This window comes from Pseudorhodobacter antarcticus (assembly GCF_900110135.1).
Taxonomy (GTDB): Bacteria; Pseudomonadota; Alphaproteobacteria; order Rhodobacterales; family Rhodobacteraceae; genus Pseudorhodobacter; species Pseudorhodobacter antarcticus.
Genome location: NZ_FOCO01000017.1, coordinates 1 through 19,012, shown reverse-complemented (window position 1 = coordinate 19,012; position 19,012 = coordinate 1). Strand labels below are relative to the sequence as shown.

General features: G+C 58.1%; 20 protein-coding genes, 1 tRNA gene and 1 pseudogene. 11 read left to right on the top strand and 11 right to left on the bottom strand.

What is annotated here, in order from left to right; genetic code table 11:
• Positions 1-39: 39 nt before the first annotated feature.
• Positions 40-1,632, bottom strand: coding sequence for a PAS-domain containing protein (locus BMY36_RS10130; RefSeq protein ID WP_050518873.1), 1,593 nt, complete (start codon positions 1,630-1,632; stop codon positions 40-42).
• A gap of 117 nt (positions 1,633-1,749) precedes the next feature.
• Positions 1,750-3,138, bottom strand: coding sequence for a sensor histidine kinase RegB (regB, locus tag BMY36_RS10125; RefSeq protein WP_050518872.1), 1,389 nt, complete (start codon positions 3,136-3,138; stop codon positions 1,750-1,752).
• A gap of 105 nt (positions 3,139-3,243) precedes the next feature.
• On the opposite strand from regB, the gene BMY36_RS10120 reads away from it, so the two are divergent.
• From BMY36_RS10120 to BMY36_RS10110, 3 genes are all read left to right on the top strand, one after another.
• Entirely contained in the window at positions 3,244-3,858 is a 615-nt protein-coding gene (locus BMY36_RS10120; RefSeq protein WP_050518871.1) for an SCO family protein, read from the top strand.
• A gap of 62 nt (positions 3,859-3,920) precedes the next feature.
• A complete protein-coding gene (locus BMY36_RS10115) occupies positions 3,921-4,475 on the top strand; it encodes an ActR/PrrA/RegA family redox response regulator transcription factor (protein ID WP_050518925.1) in 555 nt (184 codons plus the stop codon).
• A gap of 125 nt (positions 4,476-4,600) precedes the next feature.
• Positions 4,601-4,915, top strand: coding sequence for an H-NS histone family protein (locus tag BMY36_RS10110; protein ID WP_050518870.1), 315 nt, complete (start codon positions 4,601-4,603; stop codon positions 4,913-4,915).
• 9 nt (positions 4,916-4,924) lie between these two features.
• Here BMY36_RS10110 and BMY36_RS10105 read toward each other — a convergent pair whose 3' ends face one another.
• Positions 4,925-5,515: an HD domain-containing protein gene (locus BMY36_RS10105; RefSeq protein ID WP_050518869.1), complete on the bottom strand. Its 591-nt coding sequence runs from the start codon at positions 5,513-5,515 to the stop codon at positions 4,925-4,927.
• A gap of 97 nt (positions 5,516-5,612) precedes the next feature.
• On the opposite strand from BMY36_RS10105, the gene ahcY reads away from it, so the two are divergent.
• Both ahcY and BMY36_RS10095 read left to right on the top strand, forming a co-directional pair.
• Positions 5,613-7,001: an adenosylhomocysteinase gene (gene ahcY, locus BMY36_RS10100; RefSeq protein ID WP_050518868.1), complete on the top strand. Its 1,389-nt coding sequence runs from the start codon at positions 5,613-5,615 to the stop codon at positions 6,999-7,001.
• Positions 7,002-7,176: 175 nt separating this feature from the next.
• Complete coding sequence (locus BMY36_RS10095) at positions 7,177-7,518, top strand: DUF2853 family protein (protein WP_050518867.1); 342 nt, start codon at positions 7,177-7,179, stop codon at positions 7,516-7,518.
• A gap of 259 nt (positions 7,519-7,777) precedes the next feature.
• On the opposite strand, the gene BMY36_RS10090 is transcribed toward BMY36_RS10095, so the two are convergent.
• From BMY36_RS10090 to tsaD, 8 genes are all read right to left on the bottom strand, one after another.
• The gene (locus BMY36_RS10090) at positions 7,778-8,611 is read right to left on the bottom strand and encodes a shikimate dehydrogenase family protein (RefSeq protein WP_050518866.1); all 834 of its coding nucleotides are present in this window, start codon (positions 8,609-8,611) and stop codon (positions 7,778-7,780) included.
• Positions 8,608-10,104: a tripartite tricarboxylate transporter permease gene (locus BMY36_RS10085; protein WP_050518865.1), complete on the bottom strand. Its 1,497-nt coding sequence runs from the start codon at positions 10,102-10,104 to the stop codon at positions 8,608-8,610. The genes BMY36_RS10090 and BMY36_RS10085 overlap by 4 nt, the downstream gene beginning before the upstream one ends.
• A complete protein-coding gene (locus tag BMY36_RS10080) occupies positions 10,105-10,614 on the bottom strand; it encodes a tripartite tricarboxylate transporter TctB family protein (protein ID WP_050518864.1) in 510 nt (169 codons plus the stop codon).
• Positions 10,615-10,678: 64 nt separating this feature from the next.
• Positions 10,679-11,671: a Bug family tripartite tricarboxylate transporter substrate binding protein gene (locus BMY36_RS10075; protein WP_050518863.1), complete on the bottom strand. Its 993-nt coding sequence runs from the start codon at positions 11,669-11,671 to the stop codon at positions 10,679-10,681.
• A gap of 79 nt (positions 11,672-11,750) precedes the next feature.
• A complete protein-coding gene (locus BMY36_RS10070; RefSeq protein WP_050518862.1) occupies positions 11,751-12,173 on the bottom strand; it encodes an EVE domain-containing protein in 423 nt (140 codons plus the stop codon).
• Entirely contained in the window at positions 12,173-12,445 is a 273-nt protein-coding gene (locus BMY36_RS10065; RefSeq protein ID WP_050518861.1) for a YciI family protein, read from the bottom strand. Before BMY36_RS10065 ends, BMY36_RS10070 begins: the two co-directional genes overlap by 1 nt.
• Before the next feature lie 4 nt (positions 12,446-12,449).
• Positions 12,450-13,382 (bottom strand): NAD(P)H-dependent glycerol-3-phosphate dehydrogenase, encoded by a 933-nt coding sequence (locus BMY36_RS10060; protein WP_050518860.1) that lies wholly within the window; start codon positions 13,380-13,382, stop codon positions 12,450-12,452.
• Entirely contained in the window at positions 13,379-14,458 is a 1,080-nt protein-coding gene (gene tsaD, locus BMY36_RS10055) for a tRNA (adenosine(37)-N6)-threonylcarbamoyltransferase complex transferase subunit TsaD (RefSeq protein WP_050518859.1), read from the bottom strand. The genes BMY36_RS10060 and tsaD overlap by 4 nt, the downstream gene beginning before the upstream one ends.
• 46 nt (positions 14,459-14,504) lie before the next feature.
• Between tsaD and BMY36_RS10050 the strand changes: the two genes are divergently transcribed.
• From BMY36_RS10050 to BMY36_RS21015, 6 genes and pseudogenes are all read left to right on the top strand, one after another.
• Positions 14,505-15,239, top strand: a complete 735-nt coding sequence (locus BMY36_RS10050; protein ID WP_050518858.1) for a uroporphyrinogen-III synthase — start codon at positions 14,505-14,507, stop codon at positions 15,237-15,239.
• Positions 15,240-15,307: 68 nt separating this feature from the next.
• Positions 15,308-16,495, top strand: coding sequence for a COG4223 family protein (locus tag BMY36_RS10045; protein ID WP_050518857.1), 1,188 nt, complete (start codon positions 15,308-15,310; stop codon positions 16,493-16,495).
• A gap of 8 nt (positions 16,496-16,503) precedes the next feature.
• The gene (locus tag BMY36_RS10040; RefSeq protein WP_050518856.1) at positions 16,504-17,964 is read left to right on the top strand and encodes a heme biosynthesis protein HemY; all 1,461 of its coding nucleotides are present in this window, start codon (positions 16,504-16,506) and stop codon (positions 17,962-17,964) included.
• Positions 17,965-18,054: 90 nt separating this feature from the next.
• Positions 18,055-18,130, top strand: a tRNA-Thr gene (locus BMY36_RS10035).
• Between the two features lie 61 nt (positions 18,131-18,191).
• Complete coding sequence (locus BMY36_RS20875; RefSeq protein ID WP_331458121.1) at positions 18,192-18,716, top strand: DUF6538 domain-containing protein; 525 nt, start codon at positions 18,192-18,194, stop codon at positions 18,714-18,716.
• A gap of 139 nt (positions 18,717-18,855) precedes the next feature.
• Positions 18,856-19,012 (top strand): annotated as a pseudogene (locus BMY36_RS21015) (IS110 family transposase); the annotation flags it as partial.

The window sequence follows — 19,012 nt, the reverse complement described above, 5'->3', positions numbered from 1 at the left end:
TTTACGCGCAGCACCGCCCGGCGCAAGGGCGAAGCCCTATCAACCGACCATTTTGCACGATGCCACAGCCAAGGGATCATCCAATTGTTCATCAAAGGCGGTGGGCCGAAACGTGGCAATGGTGGCCCCGCCAGACAATGGCGCGAAATGGCACACAATAAGGCGACCGTTTAACAAGCGCACTTCATCCGCCCATGCGTCACGTGCACTCATTTGTGCTGCAAAATCCTCCACCCGGTCCCATATTGTGGTCGGGGCGGTTGCGCGCCGCCAATGGTCACAAACGGCGGCCACGCTGCCCTCTGCGCCCAAGCTGATTGCCGGGTCATGGTCCCACAATTGGGCATAGGCGGCATTGGACATCACCAGCACACCCATCGCCGAAAACACCGCAATCGCCGGATCCAGCGCGTCGATCACCGCCTGCCCCAACTCCAGATCGGCGCGGTACCGCCGGGTTTGCGACATTTCGGTTGAGATATCTTCGAACGACAAGGCAAGCGCGCCATTTGGATGTGGCCGCCCGATAACACGGTAGGTTTGACCGCTCGACAAGCTCCACGTCTCCTCATAGTGGCCATTGGCCGCCGCCTCCTCGATATCTGTGATTTGGTTGCGCCAGCTTTTGTAATCGCGCGGTTCGGGAATCATAGAGCTGGAGCGCAGCGCATCAAAAAACGTCGGCAAATTGGGGCATTTGGTCAATAGATCGGGGGAAAGCCCGGTAAGGTCCAACAGTGCCGGGTTAAACAGAACCAGCTTTCGGTCTTGATCAAAAATCGCAAGGCCAGTGGACAGATGCGCGAATGTTTTGGTCAAAGTCTGCATAAAGGCGCGCAGCCCCTCCTCGGCCTTTACGGCCGTATCGGCGGGCAGGGCATAGATTTGGGCGCCATCCCCGTCTTGGGCTGCAAACAGGTCGAACCAACGGTCTGTTTCGCCCCCACTGCCCACCAGCTTTTTCCGGTGCGACGCCCCGCTGCTGGGCGGGTCCATGGTCGGGAACAGCTTGGGCAATGGCCATGTCAGATCATCCTCATCCCCCAGCCGTTCGGCGGCGATGTCGAGGTAACGCGCATTGGCCCACACCACATCGCCCGTATCGGATTCGCGCCAAATGGGCAGCGGTGCCTTGGCGGTAATGCGGCGCAAATGGTCCAATTCATCGCGAATGGCGCGGCGGGTCAGCGGATCCAACACCTGCGCCGATTGTGGCGATTCAGATTCCACCACGGTGATCCGGGTCAAGCCGCCGCGCCATTCCGCCCGCACCAACAAAGGGTCATCCTTGCCATCGTCAGCACTGCTCATCACCAGGATGCCATCGGTGGCCAATGTTTCCAACCGCAACGCAACACCGGGAAACCGCTGTTCCAGATAGCTGATCAAACAAGGCCACGCCGCCGCATTGCTTTGACACGCCTTGGGCAGTAAACTGCGGCCCGGTGGTGTCGCATCAATCAAGGTTTTGCCATCAAACAGAAATTCAGCATTCCCGCTGGTTTCCAAAAAGATCGAGTCCCCCCGGCGGCCGATTTTCCGTTGCAAAACGGCCAAAAACAGCACAGCGAGAAATGCCGACAGCACACCTGTCACAACCAAACCGGCCGCCTGCCAAAGATCGAACGACATGATGACAGCCTCCGCGCTGTTGCTCCGTTAAGGCAGGTTGGCTGCTGAACGGTTAACGCCGCGTTAAAGCCGCAGAATAAAATCAATTTTTCGTTTAATTTTACAGCATTGCTGCCCTTACCCCTCAATCGGGGTGTTTTCGCCCAGATTGCCGGATGGTGTGGCCAGAATTTCGGCCAAAGGCCAAATCACCTCAACAATCGCGCCGCTGCGGGCGGGGCGGCCCGACAGGCCCAGCGGGCGCGGCGCGCCATTGGCAAAGGACAGGTCCGCACCGGACCGTTCCAGCAGCGTTTTGGCGATAAACAGGCCCAAACCCATCCCTTCATATTCCGGGCGCACATCGCCTTGGCGCGGCGCAGGGCGGGTTAAAAACGGATCACCAATGCGTCCCAAAATATGCGGCGCATAGCCGTCGCCATCATCCACCACCCGCACCAAAAGCGACTTTGGCCCCCATTCCGCATCCACCCAAACGGTGGTTTTGGAAAAATCGACCGCGTTTTGGATAAGGTTGCGCAAACCGTGGATCACCTCTGGCTTGCGCTGCACATGGGGCGGGATGGATGTGGCCGGGTCAATCATCGGGTTCAGCGTGAAAATAACGCTTTTACCGCGGCCCATATGCGGCTCTGCAGCTTCGCGCAGCACTTCGGCCAAGGGGGCGCGCAGCAGGTGCAGGTCATTTTTGCCCGCACGACCCATCGATCGCAGGATGTCACGGCAGCGGTCCGCTTGATCTTTGATCAATTGCGCATCGTCACGCAGGGTGGGGTTGTCCGCCAACTCCTCAATCATCTCGGCGCTGACCAGTTTTATCGTGGCAAGTGGCGTGCCCAATTCATGTGCCGCCGCCGCCACCACACCGCCCAGCGCGGTTAGTTTTTGTTCGCGCGAAAGGGCCATTTGTGTGGCCAGCAGCGCATCCGACATGGATTGAATTTCAGTGGCAACGCGGTGGGAATAAAGGCCCAAAAACAAAATCCCGATCACGATCGACTGCCAAAACCCAAACTCTAACAATGGTGGAATCGACAGCACGGACCCATCAGCAAACAGCAGGGGAATGTTGAATAGCGCCGCAAGGCTGATGAACAAGATCGCTATCAACGCCAGCAGCACGGTAATCCGCGATTGCAGCGCCGATGCCGAAATAATGACAGGTGCGATGATCAACAGCGCAAAGGGATTGGTCAAACCGCCCGTTAAATACAACAAAAACGCCAGCTGCGCCAAATCGAACAGCAAGACCAGCATCGCCTCGGCATCGGACAACCGCCTGTTTTTGGGAAAAATGAACCAAGACACCAAATTGGCAATCACCGACGCGCCCACCACCAAATAGCACAGGCCCAACGGCAGCCGCAGATCCAAATGGAAATAGGCCACCGTGATCGCCGCCAATTGCCCCGCAATCGCCATCCAACGCAGCACGACCAATGTGTGCAGCCGCAACCGGTTTTGTCCCACCCCTTCGGAAAACAGCCCGCCGCCTGTGGTGATCATTGCATTGCCCCGCCTGTGCAAAAAGACTATCTGCATTGATACGAAGGGGATGGCGAGGTTTCAATGCAAACCGACCAACCCGCACCAAAACCGATAGGGGCACTGATGACCAAGATTTACGCAGGCGTTGCTGTGGCAGCCGTGGCAGCCCTTTTGGGCGGGTCGGCCTATTGGGTGTATTCCAACCAATCTGGCGATCAATTCGCGCAGTGTCGGGGTGGCCAAGTGGCGGGCGGCGCGATTGGCGGGCCGTTCGAGCTGGTCAACCAATTGGGCGCAACGGTTACGGATGCCGATGTGATCACCAAACCAACCCTGATTTACTTTGGCTATACGTTTTGCCCCGATGTTTGTCCGCTGGACAACACCCGTAACGCCGAAGCGGTTGATATACTAGAGGAAATGGGCGTCGATGCCACCCCGGTTTTCATTTCCATCGACCCCGCCCGCGACACTGTTGAGGTGATGGCAGACTACGCCGAAATCATGCACCCAAAAATGATCGCGCTGACAGGCAGTGAAGCGCAGGTAAAAGCCGCCTCGCTCGCCTATAAAACCTATTACAAAAAGCAAGACGCCGAGGATGAGTATTATTTGGTCGATCATTCGACATTCACATATTTAATGCTACCTAACGTGGGCTTTGCAGATTTCTTTAAACGCGAAGTAACGCCGGACCAAATGGCCGAACGTGTGGCCTGTTTTGTAGGGGCAAGCTGAAAACGGTTGCAGCGTTGCGGGCATCTGCCCCGCGCCGCGTGGAATGACAAAAGGGAATGGAAATGTCTGAAGATCTAAGCGCTGAAATTGGGCCGGACCGCTCGCTGCTTTTGGTTGATGACGATGAACCTTTTGTGAAACGGCTGGCGCGGGCAATGGAAAAACGCGGGTTCATTCCCGAAACCGCCGAAACTGTGGCCATGGGCAAGGCCATTGCCCAAGCGCGCCCGCCCGCCTATGCCGTGGTTGACTTGCGCCTGGAAGATGGCAACGGTTTGGACGTGGTAGAGGTGTTGCGCGAACGCAGGCCCGATTGCCGGATTGTGGTGTTGACGGGATATGGCGCCATTGCCACCGCCGTTGCCGCCGTTAAAATCGGGGCAACAGATTATTTGTCCAAACCCACCGACGCGAATGAGGTGACAAACGCCTTGCTGGCACGCGGTGATGCCCTGCCCCCGCCGCCCGAAAATCCAATGTCGGCGGACCGGGTGCGCTGGGAACACATTCAGCGCGTATATGAAATGTGCGAACGCAATGTATCGGAAACCGCGCGCCGTTTGAACATGCACCGCCGCACCTTGCAGCGTATTTTGGCGAAACGCAGTCCGCGTTAACCGCTATTGCCTTAATACCCATTAGGCTTGCCCGGCTAACACCCGCGCAGGCCTTAAAACCTTTGTTGCACGCGGTGAAAAGGCGGAGTATAAAATGCCTTGCCGTTAAACAAAAGGATCTGAAATTGGACATTAACCTTCATAATCTTTCATTGAAAGAGTTGCGCGATTTACAAGCCAGCGTTGCCAAGGCAATTGCTGGTTTTGAAGACCGCAAAAAGAAAGAAGCTATTGTAATTCTGGAAGAAAAAGCCCGCGAATTGGGCTTTTCGTTTTCCGAATTGTCGGGCGCCACCGCCCAGCGCAAACGCGCGCCCGCTGTCGCAAAATATGCCAATCCGCAAGACGCATCGCAAACATGGTCTGGCCGTGGCCGCAAACCATTGTGGTTTGTCGCCGCATTGGCATCGGGCAAATCGGTTGATGATTTGGCTATTTGATTGAACGGGTTATAACAAACCCATCAATTCAGCGTGCCGCGCCACAAACGCAGCACGCACCACGGCAGGCGGGCGCAGATCAATCACCAACCCTTTGGTCAATTGCACGCTTTGTTTACCAAAGATTTTATCCGCCTCAGTCACGCTGAACCCGGCGATATGAACCGCCTCCAACCAGGCGGACACTTTATCCGCCGCCTTGATCGCCGTTTTAATGCTGGCGGGCAGCACCGCTGGCAGGCCAAAGCGAATATGAATGGCCGCCGTCAACCGATCATCCAGCGCGCCATATCCCGGCCCAACTGCCGCCTTAACCGGACTAATCATATCGCCAATCACATATTCTGGTGCATCATGCAGGAGTGCTGCCAGCAACCAACGTGGCGCTTGGCCGGGGTTGGTTTTGCGAAAAATCGCCTCCACCAGCAGCGAATGTTCGGCGACCGAATAGGGCCAATCGCCAATCGTCTGCCCATTCCAGCGCGCCACAAACGCCAACCCATGCGCAATATCTTCAATTTCAATATCAACAGGCGTGGGGTCCAACAGGTCCAACCGCCGCCCCGAAAGCATCCTTTGCCATGCGCGCGGCTGTTTCATACCCTGCCCCTTTGGTCGTTTTACTACCAATCATTGCCCCACGGGGGGGACAATGCTATCTGACCCACAATTAATCACTTGCCAAGGAGAACGGCACATGCCGAAAGATTACGTCGTCAAGGATATTGCGCTGGCCGAATTTGGGCGCAAGGAATTGAACATCGCGGAAACAGAAATGCCGGGCCTGATGGCATTGCGCACCGAATTTGGTGAGGCGAAGCCGCTGAAAGGCGCGCGCATCGTCGGTTCCTTGCATATGACCATTCAAACCGCTGTGTTGATTGAAACCCTGACAGCCCTTGGCGCCGATGTGCGCTGGGCGTCTTGTAACATTTTCTCCACCCAAGATCACGCGGCGGCGGCGATTGCAGCGGGCGGCACGCCTGTGTTTGCGATCAAGGGCCAGACCTTGACCGAGCATTGGGATTATTTGGACAAATCCTTCATGTTCCCCGAAGGCGCGAACATGATTTTGGATGATGGCGGCGATGCCACCCTCTACGTCCTGTTGGGCGCACGGATGGAAGCTGGCGAAGATGTTTTGTCCGTGCCGCAGTCTGAGGAAGAAGAATGCATCAAGGTACAAATCCAAAAGCGCATCAAGGAAACACCCGGTTGGTTTGCGAAAACCAAAGCGGCAATCCAAGGCGTGTCCGAGGAAACAACGACCGGCGTTCACCGCCTTTATGATCTGCACAAAAAGGGCCAACTGCCTTTCCCTGCTATCAACGTGAACGATTCTGTGACCAAGTCGAAATTTGACAACAAATACGGCTGCAAGGAATCGCTGGTCGATGGTATTCGCCGCGCAACCGACACCATGATGGCTGGCAAAGTCGCTGTGGTCTGCGGTTACGGCGATGTTGGCAAAGGCTCCGCTGCATCGCTGCAAGGCGCTGGTGCCCGCGTGAAAGTGACCGAAGTGGATCCAATCTGCGCGCTGCAAGCCGCAATGGACGGGTTTGAAGTGGTCCTGCTGGAAGATGTGGTGGGTTCCGCCGATATTTTTATCACCACCACGGGCAACAAAGATGTCATCCGGATTGAGCATATGCGCGCCATGAAGGATATGGCCATCGTTGGCAACATCGGCCATTTCGACAATGAAATCCAAGTGGCCAGCCTGAAAAACCACAAATGGACAAACATCAAAGAACAGGTGGATATGATCGAGATGCCGTCCGGCAGCCGCTTGATCTTGCTGTCCGAAGGGCGTTTGTTGAACCTTGGCAATGCCACCGGCCACCCATCCTTCGTGATGTCGGCCAGCTTTACCAACCAAGTTTTGGCGCAGATTGAACTTTGGACCAAGGGCGACGAATATGCCCCCGGCGTCTATATCCTGCCCAAGCATCTGGATGAAAAAGTTGCGCGCCTGCACTTGGCCCGTATCGGTGTCAAATTGACAGAGCTGCGCAAAGATCAGGCGGATTACATTGGCGTGCCACAAGAAGGCCCGTTCAAGCCAGAGCATTACCGCTACTAATCCCAGCCAAATCGACACGAACAAAGGCCCGGCGCAATCACGCCGGGCCTTTCCTTTTGCCACCTTAGGGTGAAAAATCGGGCAGTTTTTCCTTTATTTCTTGCCTAACTTCCGCCTAGACTTTTCCCAGCCGCCCAAGGGCCAAAACAATAGCAACCCACAAGGAGTGACCTTAATGAGCAAAAGAGATGACCTGATCGCGAAATATGCCGAAGATCTGCGCACCAAGTGTAAGATGGAACCCGACATGGCCCTGCTGACCAAAGTGACCATTGGCTGCGGCCCAGCGATTTACAACGCAGACAGCTCCACCGTTGCGGGAACTGATAACGCCGAACTGGAAACCATCAAGAAAAACTTTTTGATGAAAAAGCTGGGGCTGGCCGACAGTCCCGCCTTGATGGAAGCGATCCACGCCGTCATCAACACCTATGGCAAATCCGAGCGGAGCAAGTACCGCGCCGTTGTGTATTACATGCTGGCCAAGCATTTCAAAAAAGAAGCTGTCTACGCTTAATTCCGTTTGCCGCGTTCCAATAACACCCGTGCCCAATAGGTGCGGGTGTTATCATTTCCAAACCCTTAAAAACTCCGCATGCGCTTCAATTAATTGCGATATGTTTGGAATTTGCGCGGGCCAATGTAGTCCGCTATATCAAACACACAGGGCAGTATGCCCGGGACCTTTTCAAACTGAACACGTGTGGTGCTAGGGAGCGCGTGGGTGGCTGGGGGGTCCTGTTGGGGTGGGACCCCCCAATTTTATTCTGACTTCATTATTCTGCTAACAATGCCGCCCGCAGGGTTTTTGCATCCATCGGCACGCCCGTAAAAATATGCCACGCATCAATGCCTTGGCCAAAAAACAATTCCCACCCAGATATAACCGACAGGCCCGCCGCGGCGGCATCCTGCAAAAACGCCGTATCCATGGGGGTATAAACCGCATCAAACGCCCAGCCCGCGCCTTGCATCGCCTGCGCAGGCAAAGGCGTGCCGCCATATCCAACCATACCAACGGGCGTGCAATTGATCAAACCATCAACGCCTTGCGCAGCCTCATCCGCACCTGTGACCACCACAACCCGTGTCGCAGGGCTGGCCTTGCGCAAATCCCGCGCCAACGCCTCCGCCTTGGCCAAATCAATATCGACCAGATGAACCACCTTGGCCCCCAGCGCGATCAGGCCAAAGGCAACTGCGCGCCCCACGCCACCCGTGCCAATCGTGCAAACAACGCCGGGGGCCGCTGCCCGCGCCGCGCGGTACGCCGCAACAAACCCCGAATGATCGGTGTTGTGCCCGACAGGCCCATCCGGCCCAAAAACAACCGTATTCACCGCCCCAATCGCGCGCACCAACGGGTCCAGCACGGTCACGCTGGCCACCACGCGTTCTTTGTACGGATAGGTGATGTTCAGCCCGCGATACCCTTTATCCCGCGCCATCGCAAAAACGGCGTCAAAATCCAGCCCCAAATCGCGCGGCACCAAACGGTCATACCGTACATCCAAACCCGCAATCTGCCCCGCCAAATGATGCAAACGCGGCGCTTGGGATACGGCGATATTATCGCCAATCAGGCCCAACTTTATCTGCGTGCCCATCATGTCACCCGCCGTTTTATCCAACCCCACAGCGGCGTTTGACTGACAAAAATCAAGATCACACTGACAAACAGCACGGTCGACAGCGGGCTGCCCAGCACCCCTGCCATGAATCCCGGCACGCTTTCACGCACCGAAATAATCGCCCGCCGCCAATTGTCATCCAGCAACCGCGACAGGATAACGCCCAAAACCACCGGACCCAGCGGATAGTCATATTGCTTCATGAAATAGCCGAACACGCCAAAGCCCAGCATCCAATACACGTCCGTGACCGAATTGTTGACCGCATAAGCCCCCACAATCGACAGCAGCATGATCAACGGAATAAGCACGGCACGCGGCATTTCCACGATCTTGGTGAAGACCCGCACACCCGTCAGCCCAAAAATCAGCATGAAAACGTTGGCCGTAAACAGCGCGCCGACGATGAACCAAAACATATCCGGCTGATCAATCATCAACATCGGGCCGGGGTTCAACCCGTGGATAAACAACGCGCCAATCATAATGGCCGTCACCGCATCGCCCGGAATCCCCAACGTAATCATAGGGATAAATGCACCCCCCACCGCTGCGTTATTGGCGGTTTCAGGCGCAATCAACCCCTCCATCGCGCCTTGCCCAAATGGCACTTCGGGGTTCTTCGTCACGCGTTTTGCGTGGTCATAAGCCAGCAGGGCCGCAATATCGCCCCCCGTCCCCGGCAACGCGCCAATGATCACCCCGATCGACGATGTTTGCAAACTTAGCGGCAGGTGTTTGCGGATGGTCCCCCAAGACGGCACAATCCGCCCGATTTTTTGCTTGATGATCGGCGTGTCCAAATGACGCAACTGCATCAGCGCCTCGGACACGCCAAACAACCCGATCATCACGGCAATGAACGAAACCCCTTGGCGCAGCACCGGAAAATCAAAGGTGAACCGTTCCGTAAACGTCAGCGGGTCCATGCCCACCGACCCAATGCCAATGCCCAGCGCGCCTGCAAAAATGCCTTTCACCAAACTGCCACCCGACAGCGACCCAACCAGCAAAATCCCCAACAGCGCCAACAGCATATAATCGCGCGGCTGAAACCGCAGCGCAAAATCTGCAATCACAGGCGCCGCCACCGCCAACACCAAAATCCCCACCAGCCCACCAAAAAACGACATCACGGTGGTCACACCAATCGCCACCCCCGCATCACCCTTTTGCGCCATGGGATACCCATCCAGCGCAGTCGCAATCGCCGATGGCGCACCCGGAATGTTCAGCAAAATCGCCGTGCGCGACCCGCCATACACCCCACCCATATAAATCCCGATCATCAAGGATATCGCCGGATACACATCCCACGCAAAGGTGAACGAGATCAGGATAGACACCGCCATCGTCACCGACAGCCCCGGAATCGCCCCAATATAAATTCCCGCAAAGGTGCCCAGCGCCACCAAACCCAGCAAATCAAGCTGGGTAAACACCGTGGCAAAGGCCCAAAACGCCTCGGCCACTTACCGCCCCCCGCCAAGCAGGCCGCGAAACCACGCCAGCATTTCACCTTCCGGCACAATCCCCGGCGGCATAAGCACCGAAAATCCAACCCGAAATGTCAGGTAAATCACCAAAAGGCAGCCCAGCCCAATTGCCACGCTATACCCCCACCCGCGCCGCGACAGCAGCTTGATGGTCAAAACCAAAAACAGCGCTGACACGGGCAAAAACCCCAGCGGTTTTAACACCGCAGCAAAGGCCAGCAGGCCAACCATCACCACCACCACAATCGGCGGCAGCACAAAACGCCAAAATCCCAGCCCCGCCGCAGGTTTGCGCAGCGTTTGCACCACGACCAAACCCGCCGTGATCAGCATGGCGGCAGTCGCAGCCATCGGGATCGCCCCCGGCGCGCTCAACGCTTCAAACCCTGAAATGCCATAAGCGGTATACAGTAAAAACGCGCTAAACCCGGCTAAAAACAGCGCAAAGGCAAGTTCGCCGGGGCGGCGGTTGTTTTGGGGCTGCATGGCGTGGCTCCTTTGCCCCAGCGCAATAAAAGGGGGCAGGACACATGGCCCCGCCCCAACAACGTTACGGCCGCGTGATGCCAAACGCCTCGGGCGAGGTTTTTGCAAGCCCTGCATCCTGCATCAACCAAGATGTGGTTTGCTGCCACTTGGCCAGAAACGCCTGCGCCTCATCCCCCGTGATGTCCATCATGGTGAACCCACGCCCCGCCATCAGCTCCACGAAATCTGGCGCTTTGGTCGCTTCGGAATAGGCTGCGCGCAGCTTGGCCACCACATCATCCGGCGTGCCGTTTTTCACGAACACACCGAAAAACGGCCCCCACGGCAACATCGCGCCAAATTCCGGGTTGGTCGACACAATCGTTGGAATTTCTGGCGCAGCGGCCATCGGCTCCACGTCAAACAGCGCCAGCGGCTTCATCGTGCCCGCGCGAATCCCCTCAATCGCCACGCCAAACACGGCGGGCATCACATCGATCGCGCCACCTTGCAGCGCGGTCAGTGCCGGACCATCGCCATCATAGGGCACAAAAATAACCGGCAATTCGGCGGTCGAGGTGATCATCGCGGTCACAACCGATGGCAAACCGCCCGGCCCGGTGGACCCAAAGCGCACAGTATCCGGGTTCGCCTGCACATAGGCCAGCATTTCGGGGTATGTGTTGAACGGTGCATCCTTGCCCGCCACCAAAATCGGCGTACCGCGCGCCAGCAACGTGATGGGTGTAAAATCGCTGTAATCCTTGTCTCCCAGACCCATGACCTTGTACAAAAGCGGGTTTTCCGCCCCCATCAACACGGTATAGCCGTCAGCCTCGGCATCCGCGACTTGGTTCAGCGCAATCGCCCCCACGCCGCCCGTCACGTTCTGCATCACCACAGACCCGCCCAGCGCCTTTTCGGCATGTGGCGTCACGGACCGCATCACCACATCGGTGGACCCGCCAGCACCCCATTGAATAATGCCTTGAATTTCCTTGGCCGGGTATTCGGCAAACGCCGCCCCTGCCGAAAGTCCCAGCGCGATCACCGCACCCATCAGTTTTACAGACATCTCCGTCCTCTCCCTAAAAATAAATGGCCGAATCTTTTGCCCGGCGCGCCTGTGAAAAGTGAACGCTGACAGCCCGTTGTCAAGGCAATTGCAGCCCGCCCAAGCCGCAAACAATCCGCCACTCATCTGGGGTGACAGGTTGCACAGACAGGCGCGCAGTTTTCACCAAGGCCATATTTTCCAATCCTTGCTGCACTTTGCACGCTTCCAACGTTACGGGGCGCGGCATCGCGGCCACCGCACGGATCATCACACAATCCCAACGCGGATCATCGGTGGTGCTGTCGGGCGCAGATGTGCGGCACACCTCCACCACACCGACAATTTCCTTGCCGATGTTGGAATGATAGAAAAAACCACGGTCCCCCACCACCATCGCCCGCATGTTGTTGCGCGCTTGGTAATTGCGCACGCCGCCCCACTCCTCACCCTCATCGCCGCGGGCTGTCTGATGGTCCCAGCCCCAGACGTCGGGTTCAGATTTGAACAGCCAAAAGGCCATCAGCCAATCACCTTTTTCCATTCGGTAATCGTCACAGACGCAAACAACCCCGCCAGCGCATAAGGGTCCGCCGCCGCCCAATCTTGGGCTTGCGCCAGATCATCTACCGACAACACCACCAGCGACCCGCACATCTGCCCTTCGGGGGTCAACAGCGGCCCGGCCATTTCGACCACGCCCGAGGATTCGATATGCGCCAAATGGGCGGCGCGGTTGTCCAGCCGCACTTGCAGCGCACCGGGTTTATCATGGCAAAAAAGGACAACGCGCATTGGTTTACTCCGGTTTCAAAGGTCGCGACATCAGGGCGCGGATCGCATCGCCCAGCGTGATTTCAGAACGGGTCAGCGCCGCCACCATCGCGGTGATCGGCATCTCTATCCCATGTGTGCGAGCCAGTGTAGCGACGGCCTGCGCGGTCGCAACCCCCTCAACGGTCATCAACGGGTCCGCAGCGGCCCCAACCCCCATCGCCAACCCAAACCGAAAGTTGCGCGACTGCGCCGATGTGCAAGTCAGCACCAAATCACCAAAGCCGGAAAGCCCCGCCAACGTGTCGCCCTGCGCGCCCATATGCAGCGCCAGCCGTTGCATTTCCGCAAATCCGCGCGTCATCAACGCCGCCCGCGCGCTTTCACCCAGCCCCGCACCCATCACAACGCCCGACGCAATCGCAATCACGTTTTTCACCGCCCCGCCAAATTCGGCGCCCACAACATCGGTGATGCGGTACAGGCGCAAACTGTCGGTGGATAATTCTTGCTGCAACGCCACCCCCACCGCCGCGTCCCCGCAGGCCAGCGTCAGCGCGGTCGGCAAGCCCTTGGCAATATCGCTGGCGAAACTCGGCCCCGTCAAAATCGCGGCTTGAGCATCTGGCACCTGCGCCAAAATCACCCCGGTCGGCCCCAAACCCGTGGCAAGGTCCACGCCCTTGCAACAGGCCACCAACCGTTTGCCCGCCAACAACCCTGCGTGGTCGTCCAAAAATCGCCCCATCGCCTGCGCGGGCAGCGCCAATAGAACGGTCTGCGCCTGCGCCACCGCCGCCAAATCCGTAACCGTTACCAACTCTGGCAATACCGCACCCGGCAGCCGCGCAATATCACGCCCCACCAACCCGCGCCCCCACAAGGTCACTGCCTGCTTTTGCCCCAGCGCAATCGCCAGCGCCCCGCCAAATGCCCCTGCCCCGATAATTCCAATCACAGCTTGGCCCCCTTTTTGCCGGAACCAAGCAATGCGGGCGTTGATTGGTCCAACGGCCAACGGGGCCGCGCCGACAGCGTCAAATCATCCCGGCCCCCTGCCCGAAACCGTTCAACCCCCGCCCAGGCAATCATTGCGGCATTATCGGTACACAGTGCCAGCGGTGGGGCCAAAAAGCGCACGCCTTGGACAGTGCAAACAGTCTCTAACGCGCCGCGAATGGCTTGATTTGCGGCCACACCCCCCGCCACGGCAAACGTGGCCACGGGGGACGCATCCAACGCGCGGCGGGATTTTTCGGTAAACACATCCACCACCGCCGCCTGAAACCCTGCGCACAGATCGGCACGGTCCGCCCGCATCAAACCACCCTTTTGCGCAATCACCCCATCGCGCGCCCGCAGCACGGCTGTCTTTAGCCCCGAAAACGACATGTCGCAGCCGGGCCTGTCCATCAAAGGGCGCGGCAGCGCGAACCGTTTGGGGTTTCCCCGCACAGCCTCCGCCTCCACCATTGGGCCACCCGGTTGCGGCAGGCCCAAAATTTTGGCCACTTTGTCAAACGCCTCGCCGGGCGCATCATCAATGGAACCGCCAAGCCGCACAAAATCCTGCGGCCCATCGACCCGCAAAAACTGGCAATGCCCGCCCGAAACCAACAGCATGATATAGGGAAAATCCACCCCATCCGTCAGGCGCGGCGTTAACGCATGCCCCGCCAAATGATTAACGCCAATCAAGGGCAGGCCCGTCGCCGCCGTTATCCCTTTGGCGCACATCACCCCCGCCAAAACCCCACCAATCAGCCCCGGCCCCGCCGTCACCGCCACCCCGTCCAAATCCGCGAATCGCAGGCCAGCGTCCCGCATCACCTGCGCCACGCACCCATCCACTCGCTCCGCATGGGCCCGCGCCGCAATTTCCGGCACCACGCCGCCGAAATCCGCATGCAGGCTGGTTTGCCCCAAAACCACATTCGCCAAAATCTGCCGCCCACCCGGCCCATCGCGCACAATCGCGGCAGCCGTGTCATCACAACTGCTTTCAATGCCAATAAGGGTTAACGTATCACGCATATCAGCCCAGTTGATTAAGGGTTTATCAGCAGGTAACACCGTCTATATGGCCACACAATCCCGCCTGCCCGCCTTTCTGTTGACCCGCCCAATGGCGCAAAGCCAACGCTTTGCCGCCCAATTGCGCCACCGCTTTGGACCGGACCTGCTCATCACCATCAGCCCGCTTATCGCCCCCCATTACCTTGCACCTGCCTTTCCGGTGGGGCCTTTCACTGCCCTCATCTTCACCTCCGAAACCGGGGTTGCGGCGTTTGCACATCACCCAAACCGCCCAAACTGCCTGCCAATCCGTGCCTATTGCGTCGGGGACCAAACCGCAAAAGCGGCACAATCTGCGGGGTTAGAGCCTGTTTCAGCCGATGGTGACGCCGCCACCCTCATCGCCCTGATCCAAGCCACGCACACCGGCCCCCTGCTGCATCTTTGCGGTACGCAAACCCGCGGTGACGTGGCACAAACCCTGACAGATGCGGGCCACCCGACCACCGCCCTTGAACTTTATGACCAGCGCGAACACCCCCTGACCGCCGCTGCAATCGACCTGTTGCGGGGGGAAAGGCCCCTCCTTGTTCCCCTGTTTTCCCCGCGCAGCGCCACTTTATTCTGCCAACACTTGGCCATTGTGGCCCCCACCGCCCCGTTAACCGTGATTGCCCTTAGCGCGGCGGTCGCAACGGCATTGCCCACTACGATGGATCACCACACGGCGAAAAAACCTACTGCCGATGCGATGATCGTCGCCTTAGCCAATTTATGTGACCCCCCGCAGGTGCCTTGAGGCTTTTGCCCAGTCAGTCTAGATTATAAATTTCCGGCACCCCGGACCGTTGAAATGGAGGCGCAGCAATGGCAACCCCAAATACCCCCCGCAAGCGGGCAGACGATAAAACGGCGACGCCCGCTGCACCTATCGCAGAAACAGTCATCGCCGCTACCGATGTGGCGCTGGACCAGCCCGAAACAAACACGCCCACAAATGCGCCCGCTGTGGACACCCCTTCACCAGACCCGGCGCCTTTGGCTGAAATCCCAACGCAGCACGAAACGGCCCCACAAACCGAAACCAAACCCACAGCGGCCAAACCCAGCTTTGTGCCCATGGTCTTTGGTGGCGTGATCGCTGCGGGCCTTGGCTTCGCCCTTGCGCAATTTGTGGCCCCGAACGGCTGGCCCACCTCCAACGTCAATCCGCTGCAAACCCAAATTGCCGAGCAGGCCGAACAAATCGCTGCCCTTCAGGCGCAACTGCAATCCCTGCCCCCGCCCGCTGATACATCCGCGCTGCAAGATGAAGTGGCGCAGCTGCGCGCCGCCTCCACCGCCGCCCAACAATCTGCGCCCGATTTGACCGATCTGACCACCCGCTTGGCCACATTGGAACAGCGCCCCACGGCCGCCGCCAGCACAAACCCCGCCGCAATTGACGCACTGACCAGCGACATCGCCACCCTGCGCCAAGGGCTTGACGCGCAAAAGGCCGCCGCAGATGCCCTGATCGAGTCCGCCGAAATTGCCCGCCAACAGGCCGCCGCCGAGGCGCAAACAGTGCTGCTGCAAGCCACCCTGAACAACGTGCAAGCGGCCATGCAAAACGGTCTGCCCTTTGCCGAACAATTGGCCCTGCTGTCAGATGCGGGCCTGTCCATCCCAGCCGCCCTCACAAATACCGCCGAAAACGGCCTGCCCACCACCGCCACCCTTGCCGCCAGTTTTGATGAACCGGCCCGCGCGGCCCTGAACATTAGCCTGCGGGGCGACATGGGCGACACCACAACCGAACGTGCGTGGTCGTTCCTGCGCGCCCAAACTGGCGCACGGTCACTGACCCCACAAGAAGGCAGCGACCCCGACGCCGTTTTGTCGCGCGCCGATGCCGCTGTGGCCGTAGGTGATTTCGCCACAGCCCTCAGCGAAATCGCCACCCTGCCCGAACCCGCCCAAGCCGCGTTGGCCGATTGGGTGGCCCAAGTAAATCTGCGCAATGATGCACAATCAGCGACTGCCGCATTGGCGACAGCGCTGGGTGAAAGGTAAACGTTGGAATGATTTGGTCGCTTCTCAAAGTAATGCTGTTTGTGGCTGCTATCGCCGGGCTCGCTTTTGGCGCAGGTCGGTTGATGGACACGGGCGGTGGGATTCAAATCGCCCTTTTGGGCATGGAATACACACTTGGCCCGCTGCAAACCGCGATTGCCCTGCTGGTCCTGCTCGCCGCGCTGTGGCTGCTTTTGAAACTGATCGGGTTGGTGGTCGCCGTCCTGCGCTTTTTGAACGGCGATGAAACCGCAATCTCGCGCTATTTCGACCGCAACCGGGAACGCAAAGGGTATCAGGCGCTGTCCGATGGCCTTATGGCGCTGGCATCTGGCGAAGGGCGCGTGGCCCTGTCGCGCGCTGCCAAAGCCGATAAATTGCTGGACCGCCCCGAACTGACCACCCTTTTGATCGCCCAAGCCGCCGAAATGACGGGCGACACCAAGCGCGCGACCGAGGCGTATAAACTGCTGCTGGATGATAACAAATCCCGCTTTGTCGGTGTGCGCGGGTTGATGCGCCAAAAAATTGCCGAAGGCGACACAACGACCGCGTTGAAACTGGCGGAAAAGGCGTTCGCGCTGAAACCCAAAAACGATGAAATTCAGGAAACGCTGCTGGGTCTGCAAACCGGGCAAGGCGACTGGAAAGGCGCGCGCGTCACGCTGGGTGCCAAACTGAAATCTGGCGTGCTGCCGCGCGATGTGTTCCGCCGCCGCGACGCCGTTCTGGCCTTGCAAGAGGCGTCAATCCTGATTGACGACAGCGCCAGCATCGAGGCGCGCGAAGCGGCGATTGAAGCGAACCGCCTGTCCCCCGACCTTATTCCAGCGGCAACAATGGCCGCGCGCAGCTATATCGAAAAGGGCGACGCTCGCAACGCCACCAAAGTTTTGAAAAAAGCGTGGAGCGTGCAACCCCACCCCGATCTGGCCGCTGCATTCGCCGAAATCGCGCCGAATGAAAGCACGACACAGCGCCTAAAACGCTTTGCGGTGCTGACCAAACTGAACCCCGAAAATATCGAAACCCGCTTGCTGTTGGCCGAACTGAACATCACGGCAGAGGATTTTCCAACCGCCCGCCGCGCGCTTGGTGACCTTGCCACTAGCAAACCGAATGCCCGCACTTTGGCGATCATGGCTGCGGTCGAACGTGGCGAAGGCGCCGATGACGCCGTGATCCGTGGCTGGCTGGCGCGCGCCTTAACCGCCCCGCGCGGCCCGCAATGGTGCTGCGACAAATGCCAAGCCATCCACGCACAATGGGTGCCAATCTGCGAAAACTGCACCGGGTTTGACACTTTGTCATGGCGCGAACCCGCGGATTCGACAGGCCCCAGCGCCACAGGCTCCGAATTGTTGCCATTGATCATCGGCCTACCCACCCCCGCGCCCACCTTTGCGGATGGCCCAGAAGATGCCGAAATCGTAGATGAGGCAGATCAGACCGCCAGCAAACAGCCCTAAAAATACCGCAGCCGATCCAGTTAAACCCATCACCAAGACGCAATCCGGCATCTTGAACTGCGCGCGCCCTGCGGATAAAAGCATGACAACGCCCCAATAGCTCAGCAGGTAGAGCAATTGCTTCGTAAGCAATGGGTCGGCGGTTCGAATCCGTCTTGGGGCACCACCACTTCAGCTAACACCTTGGTAACACTCCAGCTTTTAACACTTGTTAGGAGCCGTAGACCATGTCGGAGACCAAATCACCTACGTTCACCTTCGCGAAGGACGGGGTCTTTTACTTCAGCCGCCGTATCCCCAGAGAGCTTCGCCGCCATTATTCTTCCCCTAGGATCGCATATTCGTTGCGCACCAAATCGGAAAAACTAGCCGAAGCCAGAGCGAGACGGGCTGCAGACCAGTTGGATGAATATTGGTACCACCTAAGGACACATGATGCTGATTTGCCGGGAAAGCATATGCTTCGCCGCCAGTCTGACGTGTCGAGATCAAGTCCAGCCGATCTGACAGCACCGTCGTCACTGTCTGTCGTGCTGTCTGAGGCGGTATCCATTTATCTGCTACAGAAGGGCAAAGGGCGTCCTGAGACCTTCCAGAGAGCCGCTGAGCGAGCGTGTGGCTATGTTATCGATGTATGTGGTGACAAACACCTCGAGGCCTACACCAAAGCAGACGCGAACGCCTTTCGTGATGCTTGTCTTATGAAGGTCCCAGCTTTTGTGCGAAACAAGAGCCACAGACAAGCATTTTGAAATGCTTGTCTGTGGTGGTGGTTGGATCGTTTAGAGCTTGGTCTTTGAGGACCGTATCAGAGTAAGATCAACCACCACCTTCGCCACAGGCCTGAACGGATACAGAGCGGCACGAAGCCCTCTAGGACAAGCATAGGATATGACGAAGATGCCCGATGATACCATTGGTATAGATATTTCCAAAGCCACTTTAGACATTCACCGGCTGAGCGACGGGAAGATGATGTCGTTTAGCAATTGCCCTGCAGGATTTAAGGCGCTTTCCAAGTTCTGCGCACAGACGACGGTAACACGCG